A 26,014-nucleotide genomic window follows, 5' to 3' on the forward strand; every position below is an offset into this window, starting at 1 on the left:
ATCCTGCGTTGCCGCTGCACGCGGCGAATGACACCCTGTCCCGGCACCCTCTGGCACGAAAGGCCCGTGATGACCCCCGATCCCACGCCCCACGGCACGCACGCTGACGTGAAGCAGCCTCGCCAGGACGTGACCGGCACGGACCGATCTGACCTCTCCCTCCTCAGCCTCGAAGAGCCTGCGCTCGGCGCCCGTGCAGCGCTGGTCGCCATGGCGGCTCAGTTGCGCACGGCGTGCGAAGTTCCCGATCCGGTTCCGGTCGTGCACCGCATGTACGAACGGATGACCGCCCCGGCGCCCGGCGACCTGGTCGTGGAGACCGGTACCGCTGTCGCGCACACCGGGACCGACCTCGTGACAGCGTTCGGAATTCTCGTCGAACACCGGCAGGAGTGGACGACCACCGACGAACAATGGCAGGCCGAAACGCACCGCGATCCTCGATTGACCGCGCAGGATCGAGTCAGTGAAGACACCTGGTACATCCAATACGGCCCCGCGGCGGAAGACGTCTGCCGCTGGGTGAACTGCACGTTCATGACGCTCCCGATCGACGTGTACCCGACCGCGCAGACTCGCTGACACCTGATCTCGCCGCGCGTCAGTGTCGTCTCCGCTGCCCGAGTGAGCGCCGCAACGGTGCTCTAGGCGCCGCGGCGGGTGCGGTGCTCGGACACGCAGAAGCGCAGCAGGTCCCTCCGGCCCGCCCAAGGGCGCTTCGCGCCGCTGACGCGGAAACCCTTGTGCCGTCCGGAGATGCCCCGCTGGCTGATGCGTCGTCAACGCACCACCCACCAGCGAGGAGACGCCTTCCTCATGTCCCGCAATCGCGAGTTCAGCACGCACAAGTTCCAGCACACGTTCACCTTGCTGCAACAGCTTCTGGCCGAGGCCTACAAACACGAACGCGCCGGCCACCGCCATCGCAACAGCGAGGGCGCAATCAGACTGCTATTTCCCGAGTTCTACGGGTCGTCCAACAACGACAAGCGGATCGGTGTCGAGATCTTCACCTACTGCCTTGGCGGTGGTGGGCGTAGCTACGTCTTCAACAACATCGACGCCGCCGTCCAAGAAGTGCACAAGTGGCTCCGCCAGATGGCCGAGCTGTAGCCACAGCGGTGTCCCGGCCAGCGAAGTCGGGCTGGGACACCGCCTGAAGTACCGACCCGACCCTGCGGATCCACAGTGGAGCGTGCTCATGATCGGACAACGGGTCTTCTACAACGGCAGCATTATCGACGCCGAAGGCCGCTACCTCGTCTCTGACAAACAAACCACACCTGATGGCCCTCGCTGCACCTTGACCACCTACGCCGGAGCAGTGGCGCTGCGCAACGTCCGCGCCGAGTCGATCACTCCGGTCCCCGAGGTCCCCAAGCACCAGGTGCTCGCCGCGCAGGGACGCGCGCAGGTCGTCCAAGGTGAATTCTGGCGCCAGTTCCCTCCCGGCACGTGGCTTCCTTACATCCACGAGCGCTACGACCGTCTGCACCGCGACATCGACGATCTGATCCGCCGGAACCGGCCCGTTGAGGCCGAGTACACCCTGCTCAACGCTGAGCGTTTCGTCGGCTGCATCTCCTACGCGGTGATGAGCGCCCGTATCGCGGCGCTGGTTATCGCCGGCGACGACGAGTCCTGGCTGTGAGAGCGATCGCCGCGGGCCCCTTCCACGCCCGCGGTGTTCGGTCGGCCGCCCGGACGTGGAGGGCGCGCACCGTGCCTGCGCCCAGCGCGGTCGTCCAGGCGCGACCGGGCCGGAGCCGACGCGGGTGATCCGGCACCGAGCGTCCCGGCTCGCCGCGGTCGAGTGATGCCGGATCACACCGGTCTGCCCAGCCCACGGCCTGGACCACCGCTCGCGCGCCGGCCGGTCGGCTGCGCCCCCGTCCGGGAGGCGCAGCCGACCGAAAGCGAGCAGTCACGTGACAGCACCACCGATCGCACCGCCGACACCCCGTTCAACTGCGCCACCGCCTGGTCCTTCGTGGACCTGCCCAGCCGGGAAACTCGTCTTACCCGCTTCAGCCTCACACGCCCAGTGGCTGGCCCGGCGCCGTGACGGACTCGGGGCGTCGGACGCGAGCACCGTCGGCGGGGTCAACCCGTGGTCGGATCTGACCCGGCTCTACGCGGACAAGGTCCACGGGATCAGCGTGCCCGACAACGACAAGATGCGGGTCGGCCGCGACCTTGAAGGCTACGTGCTGGCAAGGTTCAGGGAAGCCACCGGTTTGCAGACCCGCAGGGTCGGGATGCTCGCGAGCCGCGAGCACCCGTGGATGCTGGCCAGCCTCGACGGCCTCAGTTCCGACGGGGGACTGGTCGAGGCCAAGACCACCACCAGCGAGTACCTCGACCAGTGGACCGACGCCCGCGGCAACGACTCGCTGCCCAGCCACTACCTGCTGCAGGTTCAGTGGCAGCTCAAGGTCTCGGGCCGCACGCAGGGGTGGATCGCGTGTCTGTTCCTCGATACCCGCAAGTTCGTCTACCGCCGTGTGGAGCGCGACGACGAGCTCATCGCTCTCCTGGTCGAGCTCGGCGGCGACTTCTGGCACGACCACGTGCTGCCACAGGTCGCTCCACCACTGGACGCCGGCGCCGGGCCGATCCTGCGGCTCCTGCACCCCACCGTCGGCGTCACCAGCTGCGAAGGCGGGAACGCCGCCGCGGTCGCCTTGCGCCGCCAGGCACGAATCAAGGCCCAGATCAAGGAACTCGAAGCCGAGCTCGACGGCGTGATGGCTGAACTGTTCGCCATCACCGGTGAGGCCGAAACGCTGACGGTGCATGGGATGCCCGCCGCTACCTGGCGGCATACCGGCCGGTTCGACCAGGACGCCTGGCGCGCCGCGACCGATCCCGACATCGTGCGCGCCTTCACCCGCACCCAGGACGTCATCGACTGGCGCGCCGTGGTCGCCGAACGTCCGGCCGACGCGCGGTTCCGCGCACGGGTGTTCCTGCCCAAGCAGAACTTCGCGTGAACCCATCCGACCCACTGGCCAGTTCCGCTGGTCGCCGCCATACAAGGAGAAAGCACGTGGACACCACTGAACTCCGGGCGCAGCTCGAAGACACGCGCCGCGCCCGCCGCGGTGAACTCGTTCCGGTCCAGCGCCGGCTGGTGACCCCATCCGCCGACGTTCTCGACACCGACGAGGCCTACGCCGAACGACTGGCGAAGTCGGTGCTGCTGCCCTCGCACTACCGCCGCAACCCCGCGAACATCCTGTGGGCGGTGGAGTTCGGCCGGATGCTCGGCATCCCGCCGATGGCCGCCATGCTCGGTGTGTACGTCGTCGACGGAAGCCCCACAGCCAGGGCGTCGCTCATCGGCTTCCTGGTCCGCCGCGCGGGCCACAAGCTGCGCGTGCGCGGAGGCCAGAGCTGGACCGAGCCGGCTTTCGCGGAGATCATCCGCCACGACGACCCGGACTTCGCCTTCCGGTCGGACTGGACCGTGCAGCGGGCCCACGAGTCACAGCTGGTGCGCATCGAGCGCGGCCGCCCTGTCGCACGCGACAGCAAGGGGCGGCCCATGCCGTGGGAGCGCTACACCCCCGCGCTGCTGAAGGCCCGCGCGATCACCGAAGCCGCCCGTGACGCGTGCCAGGACGCACTCTTCGGCTTGCAGTACACGCCCGAGGAACTCGGCGCCGACATCGACGAACACGGACACCCGACCGGCCATCTGCTGGACATCGATGGCGCGGGCTACCACCGCGGTGCCGCACCCACGCTCGACGAGGCCATGGAGAAGGCACAGCAGCATGCCCGTCCCGCGCCTGATCAGGAGGTGGCCGCCGAGCCGGAACGCGAGCAGATCGTGGTCACGACCCCTGCGTCCATTGTGGACGACCTCGACGACACGGAAGGTGTCGCGGAGGCCGTACTCAACAGCGACCCGATCGATTGGGACGCCGCACTGGCCGAAGCTGCAGGAGCAGGTGTTGAAGCTCTGCGGGACCTCTGGTGGGTCGCGCGGCGGGCCGAGCCGGACAACGTCGACTTGCGGCGCCGGATCAACGCCGCCGGGGCGCAGCTGGCGGACAGCAGCGAGGACGCGGCATCGGCCGAACCGCCGGGGGCGGTGGAACCGGCGCCGGGCGGCGAGGCCGCCTCTGGCGAGTGAGCAGGCGAGTGCTTGCCCGCTCTTCGCGGTGGGTGAGCACTCGCTACCAGCCATCCACATTCGTACACGGCAAGGAGCGTCCATGACATCCGACCACAACGCGCCCTCGGAAGGATCCAGGTCACCCGCGGCAGAGCCGCCGGCGCCGATGCGGTGCTTCACCATGGCGCACATCGCCCACTGGTGGGGCATCAAGCGCAGCTCGGTCACCATGATGCGCAAGCGCTGGGGCCCTGACAGCGCGGCACCGTTCCCGGCGCCGGACGTCGAGATGCCCACGATCGACGGTGATACCACCGTTGCCGGCTGGGCGTGGGAGCGCTGGCCGGCTGAGTTCGAGGCGTGGGACACGAAACGCAAGCAGGTGCCTCGCCGCCGGTCCGGCGCTTCCGCTGCCGAAGGGCCACCTGCGGGACGTCCCACGGCGGCCGCGAAACCCGCCGAGCCGCAGCCGACCGAGACACCCGCGAGCGTCGACGACGGCGACGGTCCCGACCCCGCGAAGTCGATCCGCACCCGCGACTACATCAAGCCGGGACGTCGGTCGCACAGCGGCGCACGGCAGGGCCGGATCGTGGCAAGCCGGGTCATGCGCTCCGCAGCCAGGGGCCGGAATCGCTGGTAGCCCACGGGAAGCCGGGGTGGTGCGGCACAACGCCGCACCACCCCGGGACGCCTGCCCCGGCGCACATTCGTGATCCGGCAACCGGAGCAGACCCGTCCCGGACCGGGCAAGGGCGCATCCGCGCCGCTGCGCGGAAACCCCCGCCCGGTCCAGGACGAGCCCGCTACACCGCGCCCGTCCACGCCCCAGCGCGACAAGGACTCGGCTCGACGTCCAGGTCCAGCGCGCGCTGACGCCTCCGAATACCCACAAGGGAGTCCTCCGTGACCGCCTCGCTTGCACCTGCGTTCGACCGCGCCCCTTCGCCGTGGTCACCTGGCCCGGGATACACCGAACTGCTGACGCCAGGGGCGTGGTCACGGCAGCTCGGAGCCGACGAACACGAGGTAGTCATCGTCACCACCACACACGCGGGCGGGGGCGGACCGGCCCTGATCTCGGGCGTGCTGTCGACAACTCTGGTTTCACTCGCTGACTACTGGCTGGACAACCCGACCGAACTCCGGTTGCTGGTCGAGACCGGTCTGCTGCAACGCCACGCCGTTAGTCCCGAACATCCGACACTGGCCACCACCGTGGCACCGGAGGCGGCCGTCACCCCGTCTCTCTAGACCTCCCGCGGCGCCGCGCGCAGAACTCCGCGCGAGCCACAGCCCAGCTGTCCATCGGTCGGCGCACCACGCCGGCCGATGGACTTTCCCTCGTCTGCCAGGAGGCCTCTGATGGAAACCAGTGACCCCGGTCAGGCGATGCCGAACCCGCCGAGAGACACCGCGGCCGCTCGGCGTCGCGAGATCCTCGCACCGCGCGAAGGAGAAGAGCTGGTCACCATCTCCATTGACGGCGCGGACCCGCATTTCCCGGCGCTCGTCGCCGATGAGCTGTGGAACGGGGCGGCCATTCCCAGGTTCCGGCTCGAGGTCGCCGAGCTGGTCGTCGACTGGATCAACGACACCTACGCCAGCTATCCCGACGGATCCGCACGAGCCCACTGGGACGGCGACACAGTCGTCCTGACCCACTCGGACCCCGACTACGACCCTGACCGCGTCGAACCCGACGACGAGGGCCGCTACGGCATCGGAGCTCGGGCATGGGTGTGGGAATTCGTGTCCTGAACACCACCATGTCTCCCCGGCGCCAGTCCCACTGGCCAGGTACGTGTCTCCCGCCCGCGCACTGCAGGTGCAGCGCCACCGACGTCCGTGCTGGCCGTCGAGCTCAACGGGGCGGACAGCGAGAGCGGAATGTCAGCCGTCCGGGGAACGGTTCCCGTCCGCGAGGCGGTCGGTCCTGCTGGTGACCGGCGCAGCTGACGCACAAGGCCAGCACAACACCCAGGGGCAGGCGGCACAACGACACCCCCGCACGTCCGTTGCGGGTGAGACACGCCCCTGCGGGGTCGCGCTGCGCGCGATCACACCCGAACGAACGCCCGTGGTGTCGTTGTGCCGTCCTGCGGACCCCTGGCCGCTGTGCTCAGGCCACGGCCGTCAGCAACACCAGCTCACCAGAAGGAGTCCCACAGCCCATGGCGAAGAAGGAAACCGTCGTCACCGTCGACGACATCGACGGCACGCCCGCTGTAGAGACCAAGAAGTTCATGCTGGACGGCGTCCACTACAAGATCGACCTCGATGCCGACAACATCGCGCACCTGGACGACGTGCTGAGGACATACGTGGCGAAAGCCCGGCGCACCGGAGGCCGTGCGACCCCGTCGAAGTCGCACGCTGCGGAGAAGGACACGTCGCCCGCAGCTGAGGCGCTGCCGCCGAACGAGGTCATCCGTAACTGGGCCAGGGAAAACAAGCACCAGGTCGCCGACCGCGGACGTATCCCCGAGAAGGTGATCAAGGCCTACCTCGACGCGACCAACCCGCGGAAGAAGGGCACCCGCAAGCGCTAGTGGGACCGGCCGTCCGGCGGACACGTGCAGAACGTGTCCGCCGGACGGCAACCTCAGCACCGGCACCCGCCGACCTGCCCAGCTCGCCTCGGCACGAGGACTGAACTGTCCCTGCCATGTTTCCGGCTCTCCAGCGTTCGACACTCCGTCCGCTAGCGCTGGTGACGCCGGGGCCCGCGCGCTCGGCCCGACCCCCGCCCGCGGCCAGTCAGGAGGGCTTTCGCCCACGCGAACTGCTCCGGCATGTGCGTGTGCGGCGGCCAGGCCCACTGGCGACGCCTGCTCGTGCGCCACCCCGACAGGTTCGCCGACTGCGAACGCCGCGAGCACCCCACCTCGCCACCCCGCCGTCCAGCCGGTACTCGGCCAGCCACGCCGGGGCCACTGCCCTGTGAAGGAGTTCGCCATGCCGCTGACCAAGACCCAGCAGGCGCTGCTGGAGGAGATGAAAGACGCGCTGCACCACGGAACCTGGGAACGAGTCTCCACTCCCTACGGATTCACCATCCGCTACACCGAAAACCGCACCACACCCGAAGGCATCCCACGACGCTGGTGGCCAGAGAAGACCTACGACCGGCACCAGTTTCTCACGCTGCACCACCGTGGCGTCATCTACGGCGACGTCCCCGCACCGTGGGTCGGCCGCAAGGACAGCCACATCACTTACAAGCGCGCCTTCGCGATCTTGCGCGATCCGGCGGTGCGGTGGGAATCGCGACCAACCGTTTCCGAGGAGAACGCACCTACGGCACCCACTGCACGGTCAGACGACTGAGCGACCGCGGACGGAAGAGACCGACGTCGAAAGTCTCCGGGCTTGCCCCGACAGCGGCACGTCCTCGTCACGCGGGCGTTGGACCGCGCAGCGCAGCAGGGCTAGGCCGGACGGTCAAGGCCGGGCCGCTGCGCGGCCGGCTGCGCCGCGCCTGTGACCGCCGCCTGGCGCCCTGCTCCTGGTCGCGGTGTCCACGCACACCGCGACCAGGAAAGAAGCCCATGAACCTCACACGACACACCGTCGACACCGCCGTCGTCGAGTTCGTTCGCCTCGGCCAGAGGGTCTCTCTGAACTTCACCGTGCCCATCCGCAACCGCGCGACCTTCGACGCGGTCATGGCCGCGGCGCAGGGTGGCAACAACTTCGATCCCGACCAGGTAGCCCGCACGATCGACACGTTGTTCGGTGAGGCGATGAAGGTCGAGTTCGGCGCCGAGGGCTCGGCGGTGCTCTACATCGAGGTGCCGTTCACCACGAGCCAGCGTCTCGACGCGACCGCCGTGGACTCCGGTGAGAAGTACACCGCTCTCCAGCGTCAGGACTACGCCCGCCGCGTCATCGAGTGGGCTCGCGCGATGCGCGCAGACGAGATCACAGTGCAGCAGCACCCCGCCACCGAGGCGCCAGTGGTCGGCAAGCCCGGCGAGAACCCGTACCGGATCCGAGTCTGGTGGGACTGACCTGCCCCTCCAGTCAGGGCCGGCCATCACGGCGACCCTGACCTGGCACTACCGCCGGGAACATCGTGACGCTCTACGACCGGGGGCAGGGCGGCATCGGTGCACCCGGCGACCTGGCGAGACGCCGCCCAGGCACGTTCGCCGCCCGATTGACCGACCTGGCTCAGCGAGCATCCGCCGCGTCCGCCGCCGGCTGACCTGGGCCGTGGAGAGTTCGCCTCCGGCTGCGGAGCGACCTGACGCACGAGGTCACCACAGCGGGGAGGCGGTACCAGGCAAGGGCGCGGGCCGATCGATCCCGGCGAGACAGAGCCCCTTCGGGGTCGCGCTACGCGCGATCACACCGGGATCGATCGGCTCGCTTCCCTGCCTGCCCTGCGGGCCCCTCCCCGCTGTGCTGAGGCCAGGCCCGTCAGCTCACCACCACAGCAGGAAGGCGGCCCTCGCCCATGCACCACATCTCCGATCCGTTCCAGCCCGAGGCCACCCAGCAGCTTCGTTCCCGGCCGCCCCGCGCGCACTCGCTGGTCGTGTTCGACAGCAAAGGCGTGACGTTTCACGACCACCCGGTGGCTGGCGTGCGCCACTCGACACTGATGGTCATGGACGGCATGGGCGATCTTCTGGCCGCCAAGCCCAAGGTGTTGGCCTCGAGGCTGCTGGCGCTGCCCGAAGTGAAGCCCACCGAACTGCGCGGCCACAGCTACATCGACGTCCCGCTGATCCGCCCCGACGAACAGGACAGCCCACACTGCACGACCTGGACAGTCCTCGCCAAGCGGCTGCTCATCGACCAGACCGACTCCCACCGCGCGGAGCTCGTCATCCACGGCGCGGAGAACCCCGACGTCGGCACCGTCGAGATGCGGCCCTTCGACTGGTGGCACCTGATCCGAGTTCTGGTCTCGCTGGACGCCTGGATGACCTACCTGCGCAGCGAACTGGACGCACACGCCGCGACCGTGCGGCGGGCGGTGCAGGCCACCACGCAGGTGGATGCGCTCCGGGGCGTCGAACCGTCGTCGTGACGTTCCTTCGCTGAGGCGCCGCGGCCCCCGTCGAGAACGGGGGCATCGCGGGCTTGCCCGAGATCTGCCGTGTCTGCAGCAGCACCAGCACGCTCACGCCCGTTTCGTCGATCTGTGAGGAGAACCGACAGTGGAAGGCACCGTCACCGAGCTCGCGTTCCTGCATGAGCTGATTCGCGCGAACCGCCCGCCGGGCCACCGCCATGGCCCGACGGTTCGAGACCCTCGCCACGTGGTCTACCGGCCCGTCTACACCACTCTGGCCGCCCAGGCACACGGTGAGCGGCCGGACTGCTACCAGGTGTTCCTCGGCCGCCATCTGCTGGGCAGCGTCACCCGCTTCGTGTGGGGTGATTGGGGCACCTGGCGTGCAGCGGACGGACGCGGCATGCCCGTGCAAGACACCCGTGCCGCGGCTGCCGGTCAGCTGCTGGATCTGGCGCGCACCACTGAATGCCGGTGTGACCGCACCTGGGACGCACCTCCATGTCCCGGCTCCCGCGACGGCGTTCACCGCTGCTACATCGCTCCGCTCGGATGCGAGCACTTTTGCGAATGCGTGTGCGGCACCCACTGGTGGGCACGGCTGTAAGCGCAACACAGACGCGGCCGCCGCTCACCTGCCCGAAGTACCACTAGCGGCGCAGATCAACAGACGCCACGGGACGGGAACGGAGCACTGCCACCAGGAGCTGCTGCGCGGCTGTCGTCTCGGCCGCAGGACCGGACTCGAGCTCATCCCGGCGCCCGGACCACTCGTGCGGTACGACATCCGGACGTGACTGCAGCGCGGCCCACGGCCGGTCGGCGTCTGTCCGAGCCCACTCGAGGATCACGTCGGCGTCATCGCCGAGAATGGCCGCGGCCAGCAAATAGACCGCCAGCAGCCTGCCGGCATGGACTGCGAGGTACGCCTCAGCCGGCCCCACACGGGCGACGCCGGAGGCCTCGACCAGCGTTAGCGCCCGATCCTCAGCCACGGACGCGCTGATGCACTCGATCATGCAGCCCGGCCCGTAGATCTGCTCGATCAGGCCGCCCTGCTCCTTGCCCGCCATCGCCGCTCCCGTTCACCAATGCGTGCGCTCGCCGCGTCAAGCCTCTCGCACACGGCTGCCGCCTGCCACGGGTGACCCGGCGGCCGCACAAGCCGGGCAGTCCGCCCCGGCGGCGTCAAGGGCACCTTTCCGCTCGTGCCGTCCCGGACACGAGCGGGTCCCTTGACGCCACCGGAATCGGGACTGCTGGCCAGGGAACGCGTCCGCGCGAGACCCGCCGCAGCCGCCTGCCGCCGCTGGTCCCGCTGTCACCGGGCGGAACAGGCCCTGGGCTTGAACCGCCCGCGCCCGCATACCGGGCGCGTTCCGGGAGCCCACGTCATGTCCTCGCCGTTTCTGCTCGCGCTGATCAGCGCCGTAGCCCTGTCCGTACTGGTCCTGCTCGCCCGCGCGCACCGCGCACTCGGCACCATGCGCCGCACCAACGTCTCGCTGCGGGCGGAGAACACTCGCCTGAACGCCGAGAACACCCGGCTGCGCAGCGACACCGTGACCGGCCTGCTGCTGCGCAAGCCATGGACCGACGCCGCCAGCGCAGCGCTGCCGTCCCTCAGCCAGCCCGCGGTCCTGTTCGTCGACGTCAACAAACTCAAACCGCTCAACGACACGATCAGCCACCGCGCCGGTGACCGGCTGCTGCGCGAGATCGCCAACCGGCTGCGTGCCCAGCTGGGGGAGAAGGCACTACTGGGCAGGATCGGCGGTGACGAGTTCGTCGCCCTCCTGGACCTCGACGCCATCGGCAACTGGCAGACAACGCTGCGATCGACCGTCACAGCCTGCCAGGTCGAAGTGGCCGGCAAAGTCTGCGGCGCGGCATTCGGACTGGCCCGCCCGATCGACCTCGCCCGGCGAGACGACGCGACCAGCACACCGACCCGCAAGACGCTCTCGGCGGCGGGCGGCCGGCTGGACCGGCTCATGCACGCGGCCGATCTGGCGATGAACCGGGCGAAACAGCGGTGCCGCAGCGAGAATCTCGTCGTCGCCCTGGAGCTCTACGGCTCGGCTGACCCCGTCGTCCCGCTGACGTTCGACCCCGACCCGACCGACCGTGCCCGCGACGACACGCACGGGGCCAGCATCGCGCAGACGCACCCATGACCGCACCACGCGGCGGAATCTCCCGGGCGGCCATCTGGCCCGGGAGACCCGGAGGCCCCGGACCGTGCCAGACGACGCCGCGGAGCGCCCGCGCGCCGGCCCGGGCCGAAGTCGCAGGCGCTCCGCGACGTCGCCCGGCCAAGCCCGTCGTGCCTCCGCGCACCCCGCGAGGCCGCACCTGCCCGAGCGCGTCGGGCTCAGCACCAGGAGCAGAACATGGGAAACAGTCCACACGGGATGCTCGCCTACGGCTACGACCTCGGCGGAGGCGACGCAGGCTGGTACATCAGCAACCTCACCGAGTCCGGGCAGCTCGACCTGAGCTGGCACTTCGACGAGTACGACGACTTCGTCGAGCACGCCGAGAAGCGTCTTCGTGAACGGATCGCGGGTTTCGCCGAGACCGACTGGACGGTCGAGGGATACCGCGAGCGCCGCGACGCCGCACACGACACAGTCGGGGTCACCTTCACCGCACACGGCGACATTCAACAGCCGTCCTACGCCCTGGCCGCTCACGTGATCGACGTCAGCTGGGAGAGTCCCGCCCAGGTCCGGTTCGCCGATTTGGAGCGGCGCAGGCTGAGCAGGAACTGGGACGGCCGGCTTGCCAGAGCGCTGCGCGTCCTCGAGATCACCCCGCGGCAGCAACGTCCTGCCTGGTTGCTGATGACGTCCGGTTCGGACTGACGCCCCAGAGCCGGGGCGCACCAGACTGGCCGACTTCCCAGCCGACGCCGCGCCAGGTCGACGATGTGACATCGCGCGCGATCAAGGGTGCTCCAGGCTCGTCGACCTGGCGCGGCGTCGGCAGCCGTCGGCTGTGCGGGTGGCGCCCCCGGCTCCGGGGGCGCCACCCGCCACCTTTCAGGTGGCCGCCAGGAAGGCGCAGTCCATTGGGTTACAACACCTTCTTCTGGGGCTCGATCACCATCGATCCACCACTCAACGAGCACGAGCGAGCCCATCTCAACGAGTTCGTCCAATACGGACTATCCGCCACAGTGACCACATCGGACAGTGCTCTCGCCGCGGCCACGCCCGGCCTCACAGCCGACAACAAGCTGCCCACCTCGGCATGCCAGTGGATTCCCACCGAGTCCGGTGACGCCTTGGAATACGACCAGGAGGAGAAGTTCTATTTCGGCGCCGACTGGATGGTGTACCTGATCGATACCTTCCTCAAGCCCGGCGCGAGCCTGCAGCACGACCTGGCTCGCCGCCCCTCTGGCTACGAGTTCGCCAACGCCGTGGAGCACTTCACCTTCGACCACTCGTGCAACGGCGTGATCGACGCCCAAGGCGAAGATGCCGACGACCGGTGGCGCCTCATCGTGCGCGACAACGTCGTCTCGGTCCAGGCCGGTGACGTCACTTTCCCCCGGGAGACCGTCCTCGTATCCGGACGACGCACGCACACGTCCGGAGATCCAGCACTCGCCACCGCACCGGGCGGGCACGAACCGGTACTCCGGCTGATCGCGGTCCTTCCCGACGGCACAGTAGCCGCCTGGTCCGACCCGGCACCCGAGCGGCACCCCGACGGGAAGCTACCCAGCTCGGAGCTGCCCGCCACGCTCGCCGAGATACTCGACAGCGACGACCTAGTGGTCCCGCAAGCCACTCCGATCGTGCGGTTCGATCTGGCCCCGTCGTTGTCCGCACATTTGCTGCTGGAGTCCGGGATCGACCCCTCCGCGGCGCTGCCCTACAAAACCGTCCTGCAGGACGGCCACCGGTCGCGCCGATACACCGGTGATGACCGGCACCAGTTCTGGTCCCTGGAGTGGGTCAGCATCGACCTGTTCATCGAATTCGCCACCCAGGTGGGCGTCCTCGTTCAACTGACCAGCTGACCGACTCCGCGGACCGCAGCGCCGCGATGCCCGCCACGGAATCCGGTGGCTCTGGTCCGCCATGACCCGGCTGGGGGACGCGCGCACCCTGACCGACTCCGCGCCGCGCGCAAGGACGTCAGCCCGGCCGCCGGGAAAGTGGGCCTCGCTGCGCTCGGTCGTGTGCCCCGACTCCGCGGGGCGGCCGGGCTGACGTCCTTGCACAGCGCCATCGGGCGCCGGCCGGACGGTCGCTGTTCCCAGCGCGGGGAAACGGTCACGCCGCCACCGCGCTTCCGCTCAACCACCAAAGCCAGGAGGTCACTCGATGAACACCCCACCCATCAAGTACATCCACACGTTTGGACCCTGTGTCCGATGTGGACGCATCGCGGCACACCTCGAAGAACACCCCCGTGTGCTCCTGGTCGTCCACCGGGACGGCTTCCCACCCTGCCCCGTGCGGCAAGGCGAGATGCCGACCCCCGCACCCGGAACCCGGCGGCCGCGCCAGCCCTGAACCCCGCGGGACGTGGCTCATTCGGCCGAGTGACCCCGGCTGGATGAGCCACGCCTCGAACATCCCCGATCCAGGAAGAACCGTCATGCCGCTCTATCTGCCCGCGCCGGACTCCGTCCCGCGCGGCCCCGACGGTCGTGGCTGGAACCGCCTCACCCTCGGCGCGCATTACGGACGCCCACCAGCCCAATGCGCGCTGCGGCCACGCACCTACCCCACACTGCACGAAACCCTGCGGACCACCGAGCTGGCCACCTTCGGCTATCACGGGCGCTGCGTGCGCGACACCTCCCCGCAGTACCCCGACTGCCGGACCTGCCCGGTGTTCACCGCGGCGCCGACCACACTCGACAGTCCACACAGCCGAGTCCTCGTTCGAATCGAGCACCGAACCGTCGGCTCCGGACTCGCCACGCGCACGTTCGACATCCCGCACGTGGTAGCCGATCCTGACCAGGGCTGGGACATCCCCGAGGCCAGTGGTCGTGGGACGCCTTGGCCCGCATCACGGGATGGCGGCCCGGCCGCGAACACCACGACCACCACTCGCCGGGCTTCTGGCTGGAGCGCTCAGACCCTGGTTCCGTCGCGGGGTAGTCCAGGAAACGCCCGCGCAGGCGTTACCTCACGGTTCGGCTGCGCGCCAATGGCTTAGCGGTCGGCGATGCCGGCGGCTCCGCACCGTCGAGGCCCACCGTGTGAGTACATCCGAGGCCGGGCCGCAGGTACAGGCTCGTACTACCAACACCCCTGCGCCGCAGTGCGCCGCGCCACGCCGCTGACTGCGGTGGGCGGCAGAGAACCCGGCACCGGATCGGCCCCAGTACACGTCGATGGTCGACGCCTTCCGCGCTACACGGAACGCGTGGCGTCGCGTAGCGAAAACCGAGCTGCACCAACCGATCGGCAACGGCAGAAGCGCTGCGGCAATCGCGCGACGTCCGTGGTGCGGGACTCGCACTCTAGCACGCGCGCCGCGCCCAGGCCCCGAAAGTCAAGGCTGCCGACGGCTGAACCAGCCGCAGAATTCCTTAACTGTCACCAGATCCGCGCGGCTGGTTCACCCGGCTGAAGCGGCCCATCCCGGTGGGGCCTGGGCGCGGCGCGCGTGCATGACCGAGTGCGTCCCGCACGAGGACGACGCACGGATTCCGCGAAAGCCCGTGCGACGCACCAGCGGTAACCCGGCACTCGGCACAACGCAGGGCCCGCGAACCCACGAGATGGAGCATGCCAGTGACCACCATGGAGAGTCCGGCCGTACTCGACCGCGACGTGCCGCCGGCACCGGTCGTCGAGACACCTCCCGCGGTGTCCGGGCCGGCGACCGACACTACCGCGGCCGCCATCGAGGAGGCCTTCGCATCGACCAGCGTCACCAGCCCGTCGTTCGGCGGTGCCGAACTGCTTGAGGTCAGCCCGGATGAGTTGTCCATCGGCGCGAACACCCGCCGCGATGTCGTGCTGGACAAGGACTTCGTCCGAAGCATCGGCCGCCACGGAGTGCGCGAGCCGATCCGCGCCTACCGTGACAGCAACGGAACGCTGGTCGTGCACGACGGGCAGCGGCGGACACTCGCCGCGCTCAAGATCAAGCGAGAGTTCGTGCGTGTCATCGTCGAACCGCGGCCCGACACTGACGAGACCGAGCTGGAGCGGACCCGGATCGTCGACCAGGTCGTGGTGAATCGGCACCGCCTCGACATCACCGGCGCCGATCAGGTCGGGGCAACCCAGCAGCTGCTGGAGCTGGGCCTGGATGCCCGAGCCATCGCCCGGGAATGCTCGATCCCCCTCAAGGAAGTCGAGACCACCGTCCGGGTCGCCAAGAGCGACCTCGCCCGCAAGGCCCTCGAAGAAGGCGCTCTAGATCTGACCCAGGCGGCGGTGGTGGCCGAGTTCAGCGATGACGACGAGGCCGTGGCGTCGCTGACCGAGTGCGCCACCACGCGCCTGGAGCAGTTCGACCATCTCGCACAGCGACTGCGTGACCGCCGCGAGGAAACGGCGCTGCGTCAGGAGACCACCGACAAGCTGACCGCCGAGGGCGTCACCGTCGTCGACCGGCCCGACAACCTCTCCTTCGGCAAAGCCCGCAGGCTCACCGACTTGCGCACCGCTCCGAACACGAAGCCGGGCATCAAGATCTCCCCGAAGCGGCACGAATCCTGCACCGGGCACGCCGTCTACCTCGACTACCACGGATGGAAGCCAGCCGACGAGCGCGTGATCCCCGTGCACGTCTGCACCGACTTCGCCGGTCACGGCCACGCCGAGCGCAACGCAGGCGCAGGCAAGACCACGTTCTCCTCAAGCACGACCGGACGGGTTGCCGGGCCGATGAGCGAGAAGGAGAAGGAGGCCCGGCGCACGGTGATCAAGAACGGCAAGGCCTGGGACTCCGCGGTGAAGGTGCGGACGAAGTGGATGAAGACCTTCGGTGCCCGCAAGACCGCTCCGAAGGACGCCGCCTCGTGGATCGCCCAGATGTGGGCCGAAGGCGGCACCGACCTGCGCAAGGCGATGGAAGCCGACCACGAACTCGCCGCCACGCTGCTGAACATCAAGCCGAAGGCCGGGCGTACCCGCTACAACCGAAAGGCGACGCACCCGATCGCCGACGCCGCCGCCAAGGCAACCCCGGGCCGGGCGACGATGATCAACCTGATGATGCTGCTGGGCGCGCTCGAAGCCGGAACCGACCGGCGCCGCACCTGGGACACCCCCACCGCCGCGCAGGTCTCTTACCTCACCAAGCTGAAGACCTGGGGCTACGCGCTCTCGCCCGTCGAAGAACTCGTCGTCGCTCCCCGTGACACCTCGGCAACCGCCACAGCCGCGGTGGAGAAAGCCGATTCCACGGCCATCGATGGCGAGGAGGAAGGCGAAGCCGGCGAGGAGGAGCCCGACGGGGCAGACGACTCGCGCGAGCCGACTATCAGCGGCGATGAGGTGCCGGCTGGCCAGGACGATTCGTACACCGACGCTGGCGAGCGCACAGGTAGCGCGGTGACCGCCACCGGCCAGGACATGGACCTGGCCGCCTGACCCGACGCTGGTGGGAGCGCCGGGCGCGCTCCCACCAGCACATCATCAGCTCCGCACACCATGAGCAAGACAGGCGCCTCTCGCGACGTCCGCGCTGGCGCGGTGACTACAGCACCGCGCCCTCTCGTGCGTCGCGGCTGACGCACGAGATCACCACACCGTGCAGAGGCAAGCGGCGATGAACCAGCCCGGCCGGGCCGGGTGACGGTCCTCGCTCCGCTGCGGGCCACCCGCCCCACCGAGCAGAACCCCCGCCGTCCTGGCGGACCCCTCCACGGCATGGCGACGTCACGGGCCGTCACACGCCACCGCACAGAGAGGGGCCCGGATCATGGGTCGCCACCGGAGCACCGCACCCCAGCCGATCGGCACCAGCAACGGCCTCACCGTCATGATCGGCGCGCCCGGCGCCGGGAAGACCTACTTCCTCACGCGCGAGTTCGAAGCCGGACGGATCGACAACGTCCTGTCCCTCGACGCCGCCCGCGGCGAATTCGGTGTGGGCCCACACGATCAGAGCGTCACAGCACAGGCCGTCGCCTACGTCGTCGAGCAGGCAGGGATCCTGCTCGCCGCTGGCGCCGACGTGACCATCGACGCCACCTCCACCACCGTCTCCGACCGCCGGACCTGGCTCGCCCTCGCCCGCTCCCACTGCGTCCCGGCCCGCGCGGTCATCGTCCGGACACCCCTCACGGTCGCGCTGTCTCGCAACAGCCGCCGCCCGCACCCGGTGCCATCAACGTTCCTGCGCGAATGTCACCGCCGCGTCGCGAACCTCACCACCGGCGCGCTCCTGGCCGAGGGATTCGCGGCCGTGTCCGAACTCGACATCCACCTCGGACGGGAATGACCGGCCCCCTTCCCTCCGGATCCCTCCGCTCCGCCGGCGCGAAGTCGTCGTTCGCACGCTCGACTAGGTCACCGCGGTGGCGCGGGTCTCACCGAACCGCGCCACCGTCGAACTCGACCTCCGCGACGCCGCTACCCGGCGCCCCATCGCTTGAGTCCCCAAAGTCGTCCGCAGCGAAATGACCACCTTCGCGCTCCTCGCCGACCAGCACCCCGGAACTCGCACCGAATTCCGGTGACCGCAGCACCCCGGGACCGTCGGCAGGGCAGGAACCGCAGCGCGGTGTGCCCTGCACCTCCCCACGAGGCCCACACAAAGCCCTAAACAGGAAAGGACATGTTACGGCCAGTTCAGGAACCGATCCCGCCGAGTACGACCCGGACGCCGCCTACAACGCCTGGATGCGGGCCCGCGAAACCGCGGCTGACCGGGATATCGACGCAGTCGCGATAGCGGCGATGAAGGCCAAGCCGCATGCACATGCCGCGCAATTCACCTTCGAGGGCCAGCTCTACTGGGCGATCCCGACCAGCTCGGACGAGTTCGTGATCCGCACGGACGCCGAATACAACCCCTTCGAGAACCTCTAACGCCCCTCCCTTGGGTATTCAATCGAGATCGATTGAATACCCAAGGGAAGCACTGGTCCGCGAGCCGTCCTGCCGCTGAGCCCTTACCCGGTTCGACGTAGGCAGCGAAGGCACGCTGCCCTCAATGACGGCCCGGACGGCCGGGCACAGAAAGCCTTCGCACACACCGTGGCTCATGAGGATCCCTTGCGATCCCGTGGCTCGGGCCGCGAGCGCCGGCGGGCGTCGCCACCCCCAAGTAGGGGGCTCGGCATCCGCCCGCGTCGGGTGGTGACCGCGTTCAGCCGAGCACGCCCGGGCGGGGCGAGCGCCGATGCCACCTCAGGGGCGCGGAGCGGGCGAGACATCGCCTCACCGTGTTCAGCCGCGTTCCGCCCATCTCGCCCCCTTGGCCGCGCCCCTGAGGTGGCCTCGCCGTCGCGGTCCGGGCCACTGGTGCCGTGCAGGACACAGCACCAGTGGCCCGGCCGCGACCCCGCTGTCCGGGCGTGCTGCTTCCCGGCGTCCACCACCCCGACGCCGGAGGAAATTGCATGCACGCCGATCTCGCCGTGAAACAGGTCCACGAGCTGACCCAACCGCAGGCCCACGCCCTGCGTGACGCCATCAGGCTGCGCCACCGACTGCTCAACGACGCGACCAACGCCCTGTACGCCGCCCTGGTCACGGTCGGCGCGCGGGTCTCGATCCGCGACATCATCAACCCTGCACGGTACCGCGGACTCTCCGGCACCGTGCAGGCCAAGAACGGCAAGCACGCGACCGTTCTCCTGGACGAGGAGTCCACCGACAAGCTGGCCAGCAACACGGGCCGCAACCGGGTCTGGATGCCTGAGGGCACCACCAGGCACTCGCTGGACGGCATTCCGGTGGAAGCCCTCGAAGTCCGCGACGCGCCTGACGGATTCGGCGAACTGGCGAAATTCCTGATCAACGAAGCCGCACCGGACGAACTCACCTCCATCGACGCTGCCCGAAAACAGCGCCTTCACGAACTGGCCGCCGATATCAGCGAAGGCGACCCGATCATGGTCACCGACGTCACCCCGCAGTTCCTCGCCGGGCTGACCGGTGCTGTGCAGTCTGTCGACACCCACGAGGGAACCTGCCTCGTGCTACTCGACGAGAACTCCACCAAACAGCTGCGCCTGGAAGAAAGCCCGCGGTATCCCGTCGAAGACACCGCCCCGACCTTCCCGCTGCGCTTGCGCTTCAACCAGATCCTGCTCACCGCTGGACTCTGACCAGCTCCCTCGCTCCCCGGTGCTGGCGGACGCGCTCCCGCCCCGCCAGCACCGGGGCTCCACCCGCCACTTTCCTTACCTGCTTGGGAGAATCACCATGCTCCACGTCCTGCGCGCCACCACCGGCCAAGCCCTGCACAAGGTCGCCGCCGTCCAGCCCCGCCCCGACGAGCCGCCACGGGCACTGTGCGGGCTGTGCGGCTGGACGGAAACCGCCGCCCCGCCCGGTAATCACGCCGAAGCGCGCGCTCTCGCACGCCAGCACCTGGAGCGACCGGCAGCGCGGCCGGTGTTCCACCGCAGCCGCGCCAGCCTCACCGGCGACCGTCGCGTCAACGCCGACCATGCCGCCGTGTTCGTCGACGACGTCACCGGCGAGGTCACCGCATGGGCCGTCGCCGACGGCATCGGCGACAACCCCGACGCGGCTCACGCCGCACGAGTCGCCGCCTCCACCGCGGTACATGCCCGCTACGGCAGCCGCCTCGATCCCGCGGGCGCCGTGCTGGCCGCGCGCAACGAACTGGCCCGCCGCGAGCTGGTGGAAGACGCCGTGATGGTCGTGGCCGCCGCCCGTGCTGGCGGCGACGGGTACGAACTGGCGTGGGTGGGGGACTGCCGCGGCTACGAGTTTCGTGACAACCGCCTGAACCAGCTGACCACCGACCACACCGTCGCCGAGGAAGCACGCGCCTGGCTACGCGAGGCGTACTCCCATCACGAGGCGGCGCCGGGCTGGTGCTCCCACCACCTCCCGCGGTGGGAGCACATGGTCACCACCACCGTCGCGACCGCCACAGCGTCCGTGATCGGCCGCGCGGGCACGGAACACGGAGGCCGTGACAACGCGACCGCCCTGCTCGTCGACCAGGTGGTGACCCCGTGAGCAGCGGTTTCCTCCTGCGCGGCGACCCCGCCACCACCTACCCTGACCAGCCAGGGGAGGAGGACACCATGGACCCCAGAAAAGGCACAGGAACACCGGCTCGGCAACAGAATCCACCACCGCGCCTGAAGGCGGCGCTGGCCGCCGCCCGCCGCGGCTGGCCGGTCTTCCCCCTGCACCCGTACTCGACCTTCCCGGCGGTCGAGGACTGGGACAACGCCGCAACCACCGATGCCGACGCCATCACCGACATCTGGTCACAGGCCGCCTACAACGTCGGGATTGCCTGCCGGCGGGCCGGTCTCGTGGTGATTGACCTCGACCCGGCACGCGGATCACCCGTGCCACCGGAATGGGCCGAGCGGGGAGTCACCCACGGTCGTGACGTGCTGCGCATCCTCGCCGATCGTGCCGGTGAACCCGAGCCCGTCAACACCTACTCCGTGATCACCCCGGGAAAGACCGGACCGCCAGGAACGGGGGAGCACCGCTACTTCACCGCACCCGCCGGGGTCACGCTGCGCAACACGGCCGGAGACCGCGGCAACGGACTCGGCTGGCACGTCGACACCCGCGCCGACGGCGGCTTCATCGTGGCCACCGGATCGGTCCGGCGGGTCAACGGCCGCCCACGTCTCTACCACGTCATACGGGATCTGCCGGTCGCTCCACTTCCTCACTGGCTGGTCACCAAGCTGACACCACCGCCGCCGCCGCCGCAGCCACGGATCCCGCTGCAACTGCCCCGCGGCACACGCCGCGACGCCTACGTGCGAGCCGCCGTGGCCAACGAGGCAGCCAACGTCGAGCACGCGCAGCCGGGAACCCGCGCAGACACGCTGTTCGCCGCGGCGGCCGCGCTGGGAGAGCTGGTCGGCAACGGACTGTTAGACGAGCAGGCCGCCGAAACCGCGCTGCTCAACGCCGCCCACCACCACGACGGGGTGCAGAACTGGAACTCTGCCGAGGCCCGGCGTCACGTGCGCAACGGCCTGGAGCGCGGGAAAGCCAACCCGCGGCCGCTGAACGGTCTCACCGCCTGACCCGCCCGCAGAGCCGCGACCGCCGCTGGAACCTTCGCGCTAGCCGGTTGTCGCCCGACAGTCCCGGACCGTCGGGCGACAACCCGTGCGGCGTCACCGTCACCGACCCGCCACCAGGCTTCAGCGGCAGGCGCCGGGTGCCGTGCGGGCCCACGGCCCCGACTCCCGGAACCGTGCGCACCGCTGGCCCTGTCCCGCCCGGGTCTGGTCGCTCATCGGAGTCCCGAGCTGGACCGCCAGTGGATCGCCCGAGGGCAGTACACCGCAGCAGGGGCAAGCGGCGATGAACCTGGGCCGGCCATTCCGGTGAGACAAGCCCCCTCCGGGGGTCGCCTGCGGCGATCACACCGGAATGGCCGACCCAGAACCCCCGCCGACCTTCGGCCCCCTCCTACGGCGCACTGGGCAGAGCCGCGTTCCACAGACACCCCAGCCCCAGGAGGACCCGATGCGCAGCCAGACCCTCTTCGCCGACATCGACACCGAGGTCGCCGCGGCCGAGTTGATCCAGGACCTCCTCGGCGGCCACGTCATCGAACACACCCCGGACTCCGCCACGGTCGAAGCGTGGCGCGACTACGACGACCGCGAAGCCGCCGAAAACCGGCTCGCCTTCGAGCTGATGGCCGACGACCTCACCGCCGCCGGCTGGTGAGCCCGAGGCCTGGCGGGCCGTGACCGGCCCGCCAGGCCACCCAGAGGAGCCCCAGCCCACACATAGGCGCGGCAACGCCCAGCACACCGTCATCGCGCCGCTCCGCGGCGCGCCCAGCACGCCCGTACCTACCGCCGACTCGCCAGGAGCCGCACCATGCCCACCGCCGCACTCCTCAAGTACATGGACAACCGCGAGCACCTAGCCCGCACCCTTGCCGCCGTCGCGGCCAAACACCGCGCGAACGGCGACCCCGCAGCCGCGCGAACGGTAGACCGCTTCGCCGCGTGGGCGTTCGCCCAGGCCGTCGGGATCCGCCTCATGATCGACGGCATCAAGGCCACCTGGACCACACGGCCCGATGACCCCCGCAGCCACGGCGTCACTCTCCCCAGCGGGGTTTTCATCCCCACCCGCCCCTACGCCAAGACCACTGCCGCGGTCCTCAACGGCCAGCGCGTCCGCCGGATGAGCCTGCACCGCTCCGACAGCGCCCGCTACGTCTCGTCCGTCATCTGGCAAGCCGCCCGGGAACTCGGCGTGCCGGCCACGGACCAGGGCGGAGCCGCCGCCTGACCCAGTCCACCCGCCCGCGTAGCGGCGCCCGGCACGACCGGCATCGAGCCGGCGTCGGGCGCCATCCTCACATCCCAGGAGTTTTCCCGTGACCCGAGACAAACTCATCCGCAACACCCTCGCCACCCTTGTCGCGACCGTTGTCTACAAGGGACTGTTCGCCCTGGCTCACCATCCGATCTCCTGGCTGCTGGCAACAATGCTCGGCCTCATTATGTATTCGGCGGCGTTCTATTCCTCGGCGACTGGTAGACAAATCGCGCGGCAAAGATGGCCGCACATTCTCGTCGGCTTCTAAAGAATGGTTTACGAGTCATAACGTCGAAAATGGCGCCGCAGTTAATCGGTTGTCCCGGGGGGCGTTCGCCACCCCCCGGACCCCCCAGGCAGGCCTCGGGAATGGAGCAGGAAAGCGGCGGTTCGGTGGGTCTTTGTGCTTCATTCCCTCGGCCTTCCTGATGTCTACCAGGGGTGTCAAGGGAAAAAGCGCCCTTGACACCCCTGGCTTAACGACATCAGGCCGAGGGAATGAAGCACAAAGACCCACCTTTGCAGGCAAGGACTAAAAGCAAAAAAGCCCCATTCTTCAGCTCGGCCAGACGTCGAAAATATCTCCAAAAAATGACCCGATAGCACTCCCTTTTCGGCGCAAAACCAGGTAATATTGTCGTTGTCAGGGGGAAACGAAAACCCCACCCGGAGCCGCCAAAACTCCGGACGACAACCCCACAACAGCGAAAAGGAAAACGCAAACATGACCACCACCGTCGCCGCTCCCGTGAACGCTCACCTCACCCTCGTTGACGGCGCGATCTCCCTCTGCTCGAACCCCGACTGCCACCTCGTGCTGTCCGACTCCGAGAAGCGGCGCAGCGTCCGCCAGCGCGGATTGTGCACCGAGTGCCACACCAACGGCGTCACCGTCCCCGAGCTGCCCGCGCCCGCCGAGGAGACCGCCGCGCCGGAGCCTGCCACCGAGGCCGCGCCCGCCGAGGAGACTCCCGAGGAGACCGCCGCACGGCTGCACGCCTTGGGCATCGACCCGGAGTCGGGGGAGATCTACCGTTGCGGGTACTGCGACACCAGCATTGCCGCCACCCCGGACGCTGAATACTGCGGCCCGGCGTGTGAAAAGGACGCCGTCCGCGCGAAAGTCCGCACGGAAGCCCTGGCGATCGCCGTCGGCATCGTGCGGTTCGCGTACCCGGAGATCAGCGGCTATGAGGCCGAGACCGGCCTTACCGCCGCCGTCAAGCACTGGAGCAACGGCCGAGTGGCTGGACGGGGTATCGCCGCCGCCGCCCGCGCCTGGATCCCCGACTACGCGGACATGAAGCCCGCCCACCAGGGCATTGCCAACGGCAAGGTTTTGCCGATCCTCAAAGCCGCCATGAGGGCCGCCCGGGAGTACGCCCAAGCGAACCTTCCCGCCTGACACCCCGCGACCGGCGGCCGGAATTCCGGCCGCCGGTCCCCCGGCGCTTTCCCCCAGGAGACCGCGAGCATGACCAGCTTTGACACGTTCCCCGAGCCGGATTCCGGCGCCGAGTTCGACGACCACGCCCCGGACGGCCGCCCAGTATTCGACATGCCCAACGACGCCGACACGTTCGACCCGAACGCCTACCAGCACTGCTACGAATGCGGCCGCATCTACCCGACAGAAGCCGACCTCATCACCGCGTACGTTGAGAACGGCGACGCCAAGACCCCGACGCCCGCAAGCGGCGCGAAAATCTCTTTCTGCCCCGAATGCCTCCACGACTTTCTCTACATGCCGCAATGCGCATGGACCGTCAACAACGGCGATCAGTGCGCAATAGAACCCGGTCACGACATGGACCCGGGACACCTGATCATCGACGTTGACTCAAACAGAGGGCGCCCGATCCACCACGCCCATGAGCAGAAGCTCTACTACTTCACCGACGACCACAAGCCCATCAAGCCAGCCCAACCCTGCCCAGTCCACGGGGACGGCTGGGGAATCCACCAACCAGTCTTCGCGTTCGAAGACTGCCAAGGACGCATGATCTGACCACCCGGAAGCAACGCGCCACGCGAGCGAGGAGCCACCAGCTTCCCGCCCGCGCGGCGCGAAGCATCGGCAGGGCCGGCCTCGAGCCGCCCCACCGATCTGAAGGGGCTCGCGCCCCCTCAGACTCCCCGCGCCCCCCGCCCACCCGGCCCGCCTGCCGGCGGGCAAGGGATCGGGCTCCGGCGCCAGAGGCGCCTCCGCCCAGATGCTGCGCATCTTGGCGTGGTCGGCGCCTGGGGGCGCCGACCACGCGGGCTTCGCGCCTGGCGGCGCTACGCCAAAACCGCCCCATCCGCACACCTCGTCGACCGATCAGCACCCAGTTCCGAACCGCTACGGAGCACCAACTAACCGCGTCCCGCCTGATGCCGCCGCCCAGCCCCGGAGTACCTCACCTTCACCACAGCGCGAGGACAAAGCCGGACTTCGCTGCGCAGCAGGCCAGGAACGGCGCTCACCGCAGCCGAGCCGGACCAGCGTGGTCCGCACGGCGGACACAGCGCCACCAGGCCCGGATGTCGTCGAAACGCCCGAGGGCACCACGGCACCGGAGAGGCACGCGGCGATGACCCCGCGCGGGCCGGTCGGGTGACCGTCCTCGCTCCGCTGCGGGCCACCCGACCGGCCCGCACAGAACCCCCGCCGTCCTAGCGGACCTCTCCCGCACCGTGCTGGGCACAGCCGCGTTCCACCGACACCCAGCCCGCCAGGAGGCGACCATGTTCAGCGAACACCACGACCCCGGACCGCTCCCCAGCGGCCTGCTGCGCCGCAACACCACACAGCTCGTCGAATCCGGCACCGCCGTCATGGCGGAAATCGAACGCATCGGCAACCACGCCGGCTGCCAGCCCGCCAGCTGGAGCTGGCACACCACCAACACCACCACCATCAAGATCCCCACACCCGGCCCGGAACTGCGCGGAATCATCCACAACCCCCGCCCCGCCGCCGCCCGCCAAGCCGCCCTCCAATGGGCCAACGCACTCGGCCTCACCCCCAACGACAAAGCATCCCGCGGCACCCTCAGCTACACCGGCGAAGTCGACCGCCTCCCCATCGAAATCTGGACCGTCGTCGACGACAAAGCCTTCCGCGGCAAATACGCCACGCTCAAGCTCTACGCCCCCGACTGGATCCTCACCGGCCTGTGCACCATCGCGGCCACCACCGCCGTCGTCGCACTCAAACGCCACCGCGCGCTCACCAAAACCCTCACCCGCTGACCAGCCCGGGTGCCCCGGCCAGCCTGGGCCGGGGCTAACCCGAGTACCCCGGCGCCGATCCGTCCCCCTGGGCGTGCCCTGACACGCGGGCGTGCCGACGCACCGACACCAGCACCGCCGCCGACGGCGTCGCGGCGATGAACCCGGCCCGCCGCCCTGCGGGCCCTCCACCGC

At 69.3% G+C, this 26,014-nt stretch carries 29 protein-coding genes; 28 read left to right on the top strand and 1 reads right to left on the bottom strand.

Annotation, left to right across the window (positions count from 1 at the left end; all coding sequences use genetic code 11):
* The first annotated feature begins 108 nt into the window (after nucleotides 1-108).
* The 13 genes from DL991_RS41130 (at nucleotide 109) to DL991_RS41190 (ending at nucleotide 9,756) form a co-directional block, all read left to right on the top strand.
* Nucleotides 109-582: a hypothetical protein gene (locus DL991_RS41130; protein ID WP_125789758.1), complete on the top strand. Its 474-nt coding sequence runs from the start codon at nucleotides 109-111 to the stop codon at nucleotides 580-582.
* A 234-nt stretch (nucleotides 583-816) separates the two neighbouring features.
* A complete protein-coding gene (locus tag DL991_RS41135; protein WP_125789759.1) occupies nucleotides 817-1,113 on the top strand; it encodes a hypothetical protein in 297 nt (98 codons plus the stop codon).
* Between the two features lie 88 nt (nucleotides 1,114-1,201).
* Nucleotides 1,202-1,651 (top strand): hypothetical protein, encoded by a 450-nt coding sequence (locus DL991_RS41140; protein WP_125789760.1) that lies wholly within the window; start codon nucleotides 1,202-1,204, stop codon nucleotides 1,649-1,651.
* A 277-nt stretch (nucleotides 1,652-1,928) separates the two neighbouring features.
* Nucleotides 1,929-2,993 carry a YqaJ viral recombinase family protein gene (locus tag DL991_RS41145; RefSeq protein ID WP_158634509.1) on the top strand — a complete coding sequence of 355 codons (1,065 nt, stop codon included), beginning with the start codon at nucleotides 1,929-1,931 and terminating at the stop codon, nucleotides 2,991-2,993.
* Between the two features lie 56 nt (nucleotides 2,994-3,049).
* Entirely contained in the window at nucleotides 3,050-4,141 is a 1,092-nt protein-coding gene (locus DL991_RS41150) for a hypothetical protein (RefSeq protein ID WP_125789762.1), read from the top strand.
* A gap of 82 nt (nucleotides 4,142-4,223) precedes the next feature.
* The gene (locus DL991_RS41155; protein WP_125789763.1) at nucleotides 4,224-4,766 is read left to right on the top strand and encodes a hypothetical protein; all 543 of its coding nucleotides are present in this window, start codon (nucleotides 4,224-4,226) and stop codon (nucleotides 4,764-4,766) included.
* 263 nt (nucleotides 4,767-5,029) lie between these two features.
* Nucleotides 5,030-5,377 carry a hypothetical protein gene (locus DL991_RS41160; RefSeq protein WP_125789764.1) on the top strand — a complete coding sequence of 116 codons (348 nt, stop codon included), beginning with the start codon at nucleotides 5,030-5,032 and terminating at the stop codon, nucleotides 5,375-5,377.
* A 111-nt stretch (nucleotides 5,378-5,488) separates the two neighbouring features.
* A complete protein-coding gene (locus tag DL991_RS41165; RefSeq protein WP_125789765.1) occupies nucleotides 5,489-5,884 on the top strand; it encodes a hypothetical protein in 396 nt (131 codons plus the stop codon).
* 413 nt (nucleotides 5,885-6,297) lie between these two features.
* Complete coding sequence (locus tag DL991_RS41170) at nucleotides 6,298-6,675, top strand: Lsr2 family protein (RefSeq protein ID WP_125789766.1); 378 nt, start codon at nucleotides 6,298-6,300, stop codon at nucleotides 6,673-6,675.
* Between the two features lie 406 nt (nucleotides 6,676-7,081).
* On the top strand, nucleotides 7,082-7,453 hold the full coding sequence (locus DL991_RS41175; RefSeq protein ID WP_125789767.1) for a hypothetical protein: 372 nt from the start codon (nucleotides 7,082-7,084) through the stop codon (nucleotides 7,451-7,453).
* Between the two features lie 221 nt (nucleotides 7,454-7,674).
* Nucleotides 7,675-8,136: a hypothetical protein gene (locus tag DL991_RS41180; RefSeq protein ID WP_125789768.1), complete on the top strand. Its 462-nt coding sequence runs from the start codon at nucleotides 7,675-7,677 to the stop codon at nucleotides 8,134-8,136.
* A gap of 449 nt (nucleotides 8,137-8,585) precedes the next feature.
* Nucleotides 8,586-9,164, top strand: a complete 579-nt coding sequence (locus tag DL991_RS41185; RefSeq protein WP_125789769.1) for a hypothetical protein — start codon at nucleotides 8,586-8,588, stop codon at nucleotides 9,162-9,164.
* 130 nt (nucleotides 9,165-9,294) lie between these two features.
* A complete protein-coding gene (locus DL991_RS41190) occupies nucleotides 9,295-9,756 on the top strand; it encodes a hypothetical protein (RefSeq protein WP_125789770.1) in 462 nt (153 codons plus the stop codon).
* A 43-nt stretch (nucleotides 9,757-9,799) separates the two neighbouring features.
* Here the strand turns inward: DL991_RS41190 and DL991_RS41195 are convergent, their stop codons facing one another.
* Nucleotides 9,800-10,222 (bottom strand): hypothetical protein, encoded by a 423-nt coding sequence (locus DL991_RS41195; RefSeq protein WP_125789771.1) that lies wholly within the window; start codon nucleotides 10,220-10,222, stop codon nucleotides 9,800-9,802.
* Nucleotides 10,223-10,543: 321 nt separating this feature from the next.
* On the opposite strand from DL991_RS41195, the gene DL991_RS41200 reads away from it, so the two are divergent.
* The 15 genes from DL991_RS41200 to DL991_RS41270 all read left to right on the top strand — a co-directional run bounded on the left by DL991_RS41200 (nucleotide 10,544) and on the right by DL991_RS41270 (nucleotide 25,840).
* Nucleotides 10,544-11,326 carry a GGDEF domain-containing protein gene (locus tag DL991_RS41200; RefSeq protein WP_125789772.1) on the top strand — a complete coding sequence of 261 codons (783 nt, stop codon included), beginning with the start codon at nucleotides 10,544-10,546 and terminating at the stop codon, nucleotides 11,324-11,326.
* 216 nt (nucleotides 11,327-11,542) lie between these two features.
* Complete coding sequence (locus DL991_RS41205; RefSeq protein ID WP_125789773.1) at nucleotides 11,543-12,016, top strand: hypothetical protein; 474 nt, start codon at nucleotides 11,543-11,545, stop codon at nucleotides 12,014-12,016.
* A 206-nt stretch (nucleotides 12,017-12,222) separates the two neighbouring features.
* Nucleotides 12,223-13,182, top strand: a complete 960-nt coding sequence (locus DL991_RS43170) for a hypothetical protein (protein ID WP_199754305.1) — start codon at nucleotides 12,223-12,225, stop codon at nucleotides 13,180-13,182.
* Between the two features lie 1,744 nt (nucleotides 13,183-14,926).
* Nucleotides 14,927-16,729, top strand: coding sequence for a ParB/RepB/Spo0J family partition protein (locus DL991_RS41215; RefSeq protein ID WP_370309483.1), 1,803 nt, complete (start codon nucleotides 14,927-14,929; stop codon nucleotides 16,727-16,729).
* Nucleotides 16,730-17,060: 331 nt separating this feature from the next.
* Entirely contained in the window at nucleotides 17,061-17,582 is a 522-nt protein-coding gene (locus tag DL991_RS41220) for an ATP-binding protein (protein WP_125789775.1), read from the top strand.
* Between the two features lie 401 nt (nucleotides 17,583-17,983).
* Nucleotides 17,984-18,172 carry a hypothetical protein gene (locus DL991_RS41225; RefSeq protein WP_125789776.1) on the top strand — a complete coding sequence of 63 codons (189 nt, stop codon included), beginning with the start codon at nucleotides 17,984-17,986 and terminating at the stop codon, nucleotides 18,170-18,172.
* 533 nt (nucleotides 18,173-18,705) lie between these two features.
* Complete coding sequence (locus tag DL991_RS41230) at nucleotides 18,706-19,416, top strand: hypothetical protein (RefSeq protein WP_125789777.1); 711 nt, start codon at nucleotides 18,706-18,708, stop codon at nucleotides 19,414-19,416.
* A gap of 97 nt (nucleotides 19,417-19,513) precedes the next feature.
* A complete protein-coding gene (locus tag DL991_RS41235; RefSeq protein ID WP_125789778.1) occupies nucleotides 19,514-20,302 on the top strand; it encodes a hypothetical protein in 789 nt (262 codons plus the stop codon).
* Between the two features lie 68 nt (nucleotides 20,303-20,370).
* Nucleotides 20,371-21,345 (top strand): bifunctional DNA primase/polymerase, encoded by a 975-nt coding sequence (locus DL991_RS41240; RefSeq protein WP_125789787.1) that lies wholly within the window; start codon nucleotides 20,371-20,373, stop codon nucleotides 21,343-21,345.
* A 448-nt stretch (nucleotides 21,346-21,793) separates the two neighbouring features.
* Nucleotides 21,794-22,000, top strand: coding sequence for a hypothetical protein (locus tag DL991_RS41245; protein WP_125789779.1), 207 nt, complete (start codon nucleotides 21,794-21,796; stop codon nucleotides 21,998-22,000).
* 156 nt (nucleotides 22,001-22,156) lie between these two features.
* Nucleotides 22,157-22,576: a hypothetical protein gene (locus DL991_RS41250; protein WP_125789780.1), complete on the top strand. Its 420-nt coding sequence runs from the start codon at nucleotides 22,157-22,159 to the stop codon at nucleotides 22,574-22,576.
* Nucleotides 22,577-22,664: 88 nt separating this feature from the next.
* Nucleotides 22,665-22,874: a hypothetical protein gene (locus DL991_RS41255; RefSeq protein ID WP_125789781.1), complete on the top strand. Its 210-nt coding sequence runs from the start codon at nucleotides 22,665-22,667 to the stop codon at nucleotides 22,872-22,874.
* A 456-nt stretch (nucleotides 22,875-23,330) separates the two neighbouring features.
* Entirely contained in the window at nucleotides 23,331-24,011 is a 681-nt protein-coding gene (locus DL991_RS41260) for a hypothetical protein (RefSeq protein ID WP_125789782.1), read from the top strand.
* 69 nt (nucleotides 24,012-24,080) lie between these two features.
* Nucleotides 24,081-24,614 (top strand): hypothetical protein, encoded by a 534-nt coding sequence (locus DL991_RS41265; protein WP_125789783.1) that lies wholly within the window; start codon nucleotides 24,081-24,083, stop codon nucleotides 24,612-24,614.
* Between the two features lie 719 nt (nucleotides 24,615-25,333).
* The gene (locus DL991_RS41270; protein ID WP_125789784.1) at nucleotides 25,334-25,840 is read left to right on the top strand and encodes a hypothetical protein; all 507 of its coding nucleotides are present in this window, start codon (nucleotides 25,334-25,336) and stop codon (nucleotides 25,838-25,840) included.
* Nucleotides 25,841-26,014 lie beyond the last annotated feature (174 nt).

It is taken from the genome of Amycolatopsis sp. WAC 01375 (assembly GCF_003947325.1).
GTDB lineage: Bacteria > Actinomycetota > Actinomycetes > Mycobacteriales > Pseudonocardiaceae > Amycolatopsis.

What these genes read in the sequence shown, in the direction of transcription:
- DL991_RS41265 (WP_125789783.1), top strand. Translation starts at nt 24,081, where the DNA reads ATGACCAGCTTTGACACGTTCCCCGAGCCGGATTCCGGCGCCGAGTTC.
- DL991_RS41180 (WP_125789768.1), top strand. Translation starts at nt 7,675, where the DNA reads ATGAACCTCACACGACACACCGTCGACACCGCCGTCGTCGAGTTCGTT.
- DL991_RS41185 (WP_125789769.1), top strand. Translation starts at nt 8,586, where the DNA reads ATGCACCACATCTCCGATCCGTTCCAGCCCGAGGCCACCCAGCAGCTT.
- DL991_RS41235 (WP_125789778.1), top strand. Translation starts at nt 19,514, where the DNA reads ATGCTCCACGTCCTGCGCGCCACCACCGGCCAAGCCCTGCACAAGGTC.
- DL991_RS41215 (WP_370309483.1), top strand. Translation starts at nt 14,927, where the DNA reads ATGGAGAGTCCGGCCGTACTCGACCGCGACGTGCCGCCGGCACCGGTC.
- DL991_RS41230 (WP_125789777.1), top strand. Translation starts at nt 18,706, where the DNA reads ATGCACGCCGATCTCGCCGTGAAACAGGTCCACGAGCTGACCCAACCG.
- DL991_RS41165 (WP_125789765.1), top strand. Translation starts at nt 5,489, where the DNA reads ATGGAAACCAGTGACCCCGGTCAGGCGATGCCGAACCCGCCGAGAGAC.
- DL991_RS41260 (WP_125789782.1), top strand. Translation starts at nt 23,331, where the DNA reads ATGACCACCACCGTCGCCGCTCCCGTGAACGCTCACCTCACCCTCGTT.
- DL991_RS41135 (WP_125789759.1), top strand. Translation starts at nt 817, where the DNA reads ATGTCCCGCAATCGCGAGTTCAGCACGCACAAGTTCCAGCACACGTTC.
- DL991_RS41245 (WP_125789779.1), top strand. Translation starts at nt 21,794, where the DNA reads ATGCGCAGCCAGACCCTCTTCGCCGACATCGACACCGAGGTCGCCGCG.
- DL991_RS41200 (WP_125789772.1), top strand. Translation starts at nt 10,544, where the DNA reads ATGTCCTCGCCGTTTCTGCTCGCGCTGATCAGCGCCGTAGCCCTGTCC.
- DL991_RS41225 (WP_125789776.1), top strand. Translation starts at nt 17,984, where the DNA reads ATGCGGGCCCGCGAAACCGCGGCTGACCGGGATATCGACGCAGTCGCG.
- DL991_RS41240 (WP_125789787.1), top strand. Translation starts at nt 20,371, where the DNA reads ATGGACCCCAGAAAAGGCACAGGAACACCGGCTCGGCAACAGAATCCA.
- DL991_RS41270 (WP_125789784.1), top strand. Translation starts at nt 25,334, where the DNA reads ATGTTCAGCGAACACCACGACCCCGGACCGCTCCCCAGCGGCCTGCTG.
- DL991_RS41155 (WP_125789763.1), top strand. Translation starts at nt 4,224, where the DNA reads ATGACATCCGACCACAACGCGCCCTCGGAAGGATCCAGGTCACCCGCG.
- DL991_RS41195 (WP_125789771.1), bottom strand. Translation starts at nt 10,222, where the DNA reads ATGGCGGGCAAGGAGCAGGGCGGCCTGATCGAGCAGATCTACGGGCCG.
- DL991_RS41170 (WP_125789766.1), top strand. Translation starts at nt 6,298, where the DNA reads ATGGCGAAGAAGGAAACCGTCGTCACCGTCGACGACATCGACGGCACG.
- DL991_RS41205 (WP_125789773.1), top strand. Translation starts at nt 11,543, where the DNA reads ATGGGAAACAGTCCACACGGGATGCTCGCCTACGGCTACGACCTCGGC.
- DL991_RS41175 (WP_125789767.1), top strand. Translation starts at nt 7,082, where the DNA reads ATGCCGCTGACCAAGACCCAGCAGGCGCTGCTGGAGGAGATGAAAGAC.
- DL991_RS41220 (WP_125789775.1), top strand. Translation starts at nt 17,061, where the DNA reads ATGGGTCGCCACCGGAGCACCGCACCCCAGCCGATCGGCACCAGCAAC.
- DL991_RS41250 (WP_125789780.1), top strand. Translation starts at nt 22,157, where the DNA reads ATGCCCACCGCCGCACTCCTCAAGTACATGGACAACCGCGAGCACCTA.
- DL991_RS41140 (WP_125789760.1), top strand. Translation starts at nt 1,202, where the DNA reads ATGATCGGACAACGGGTCTTCTACAACGGCAGCATTATCGACGCCGAA.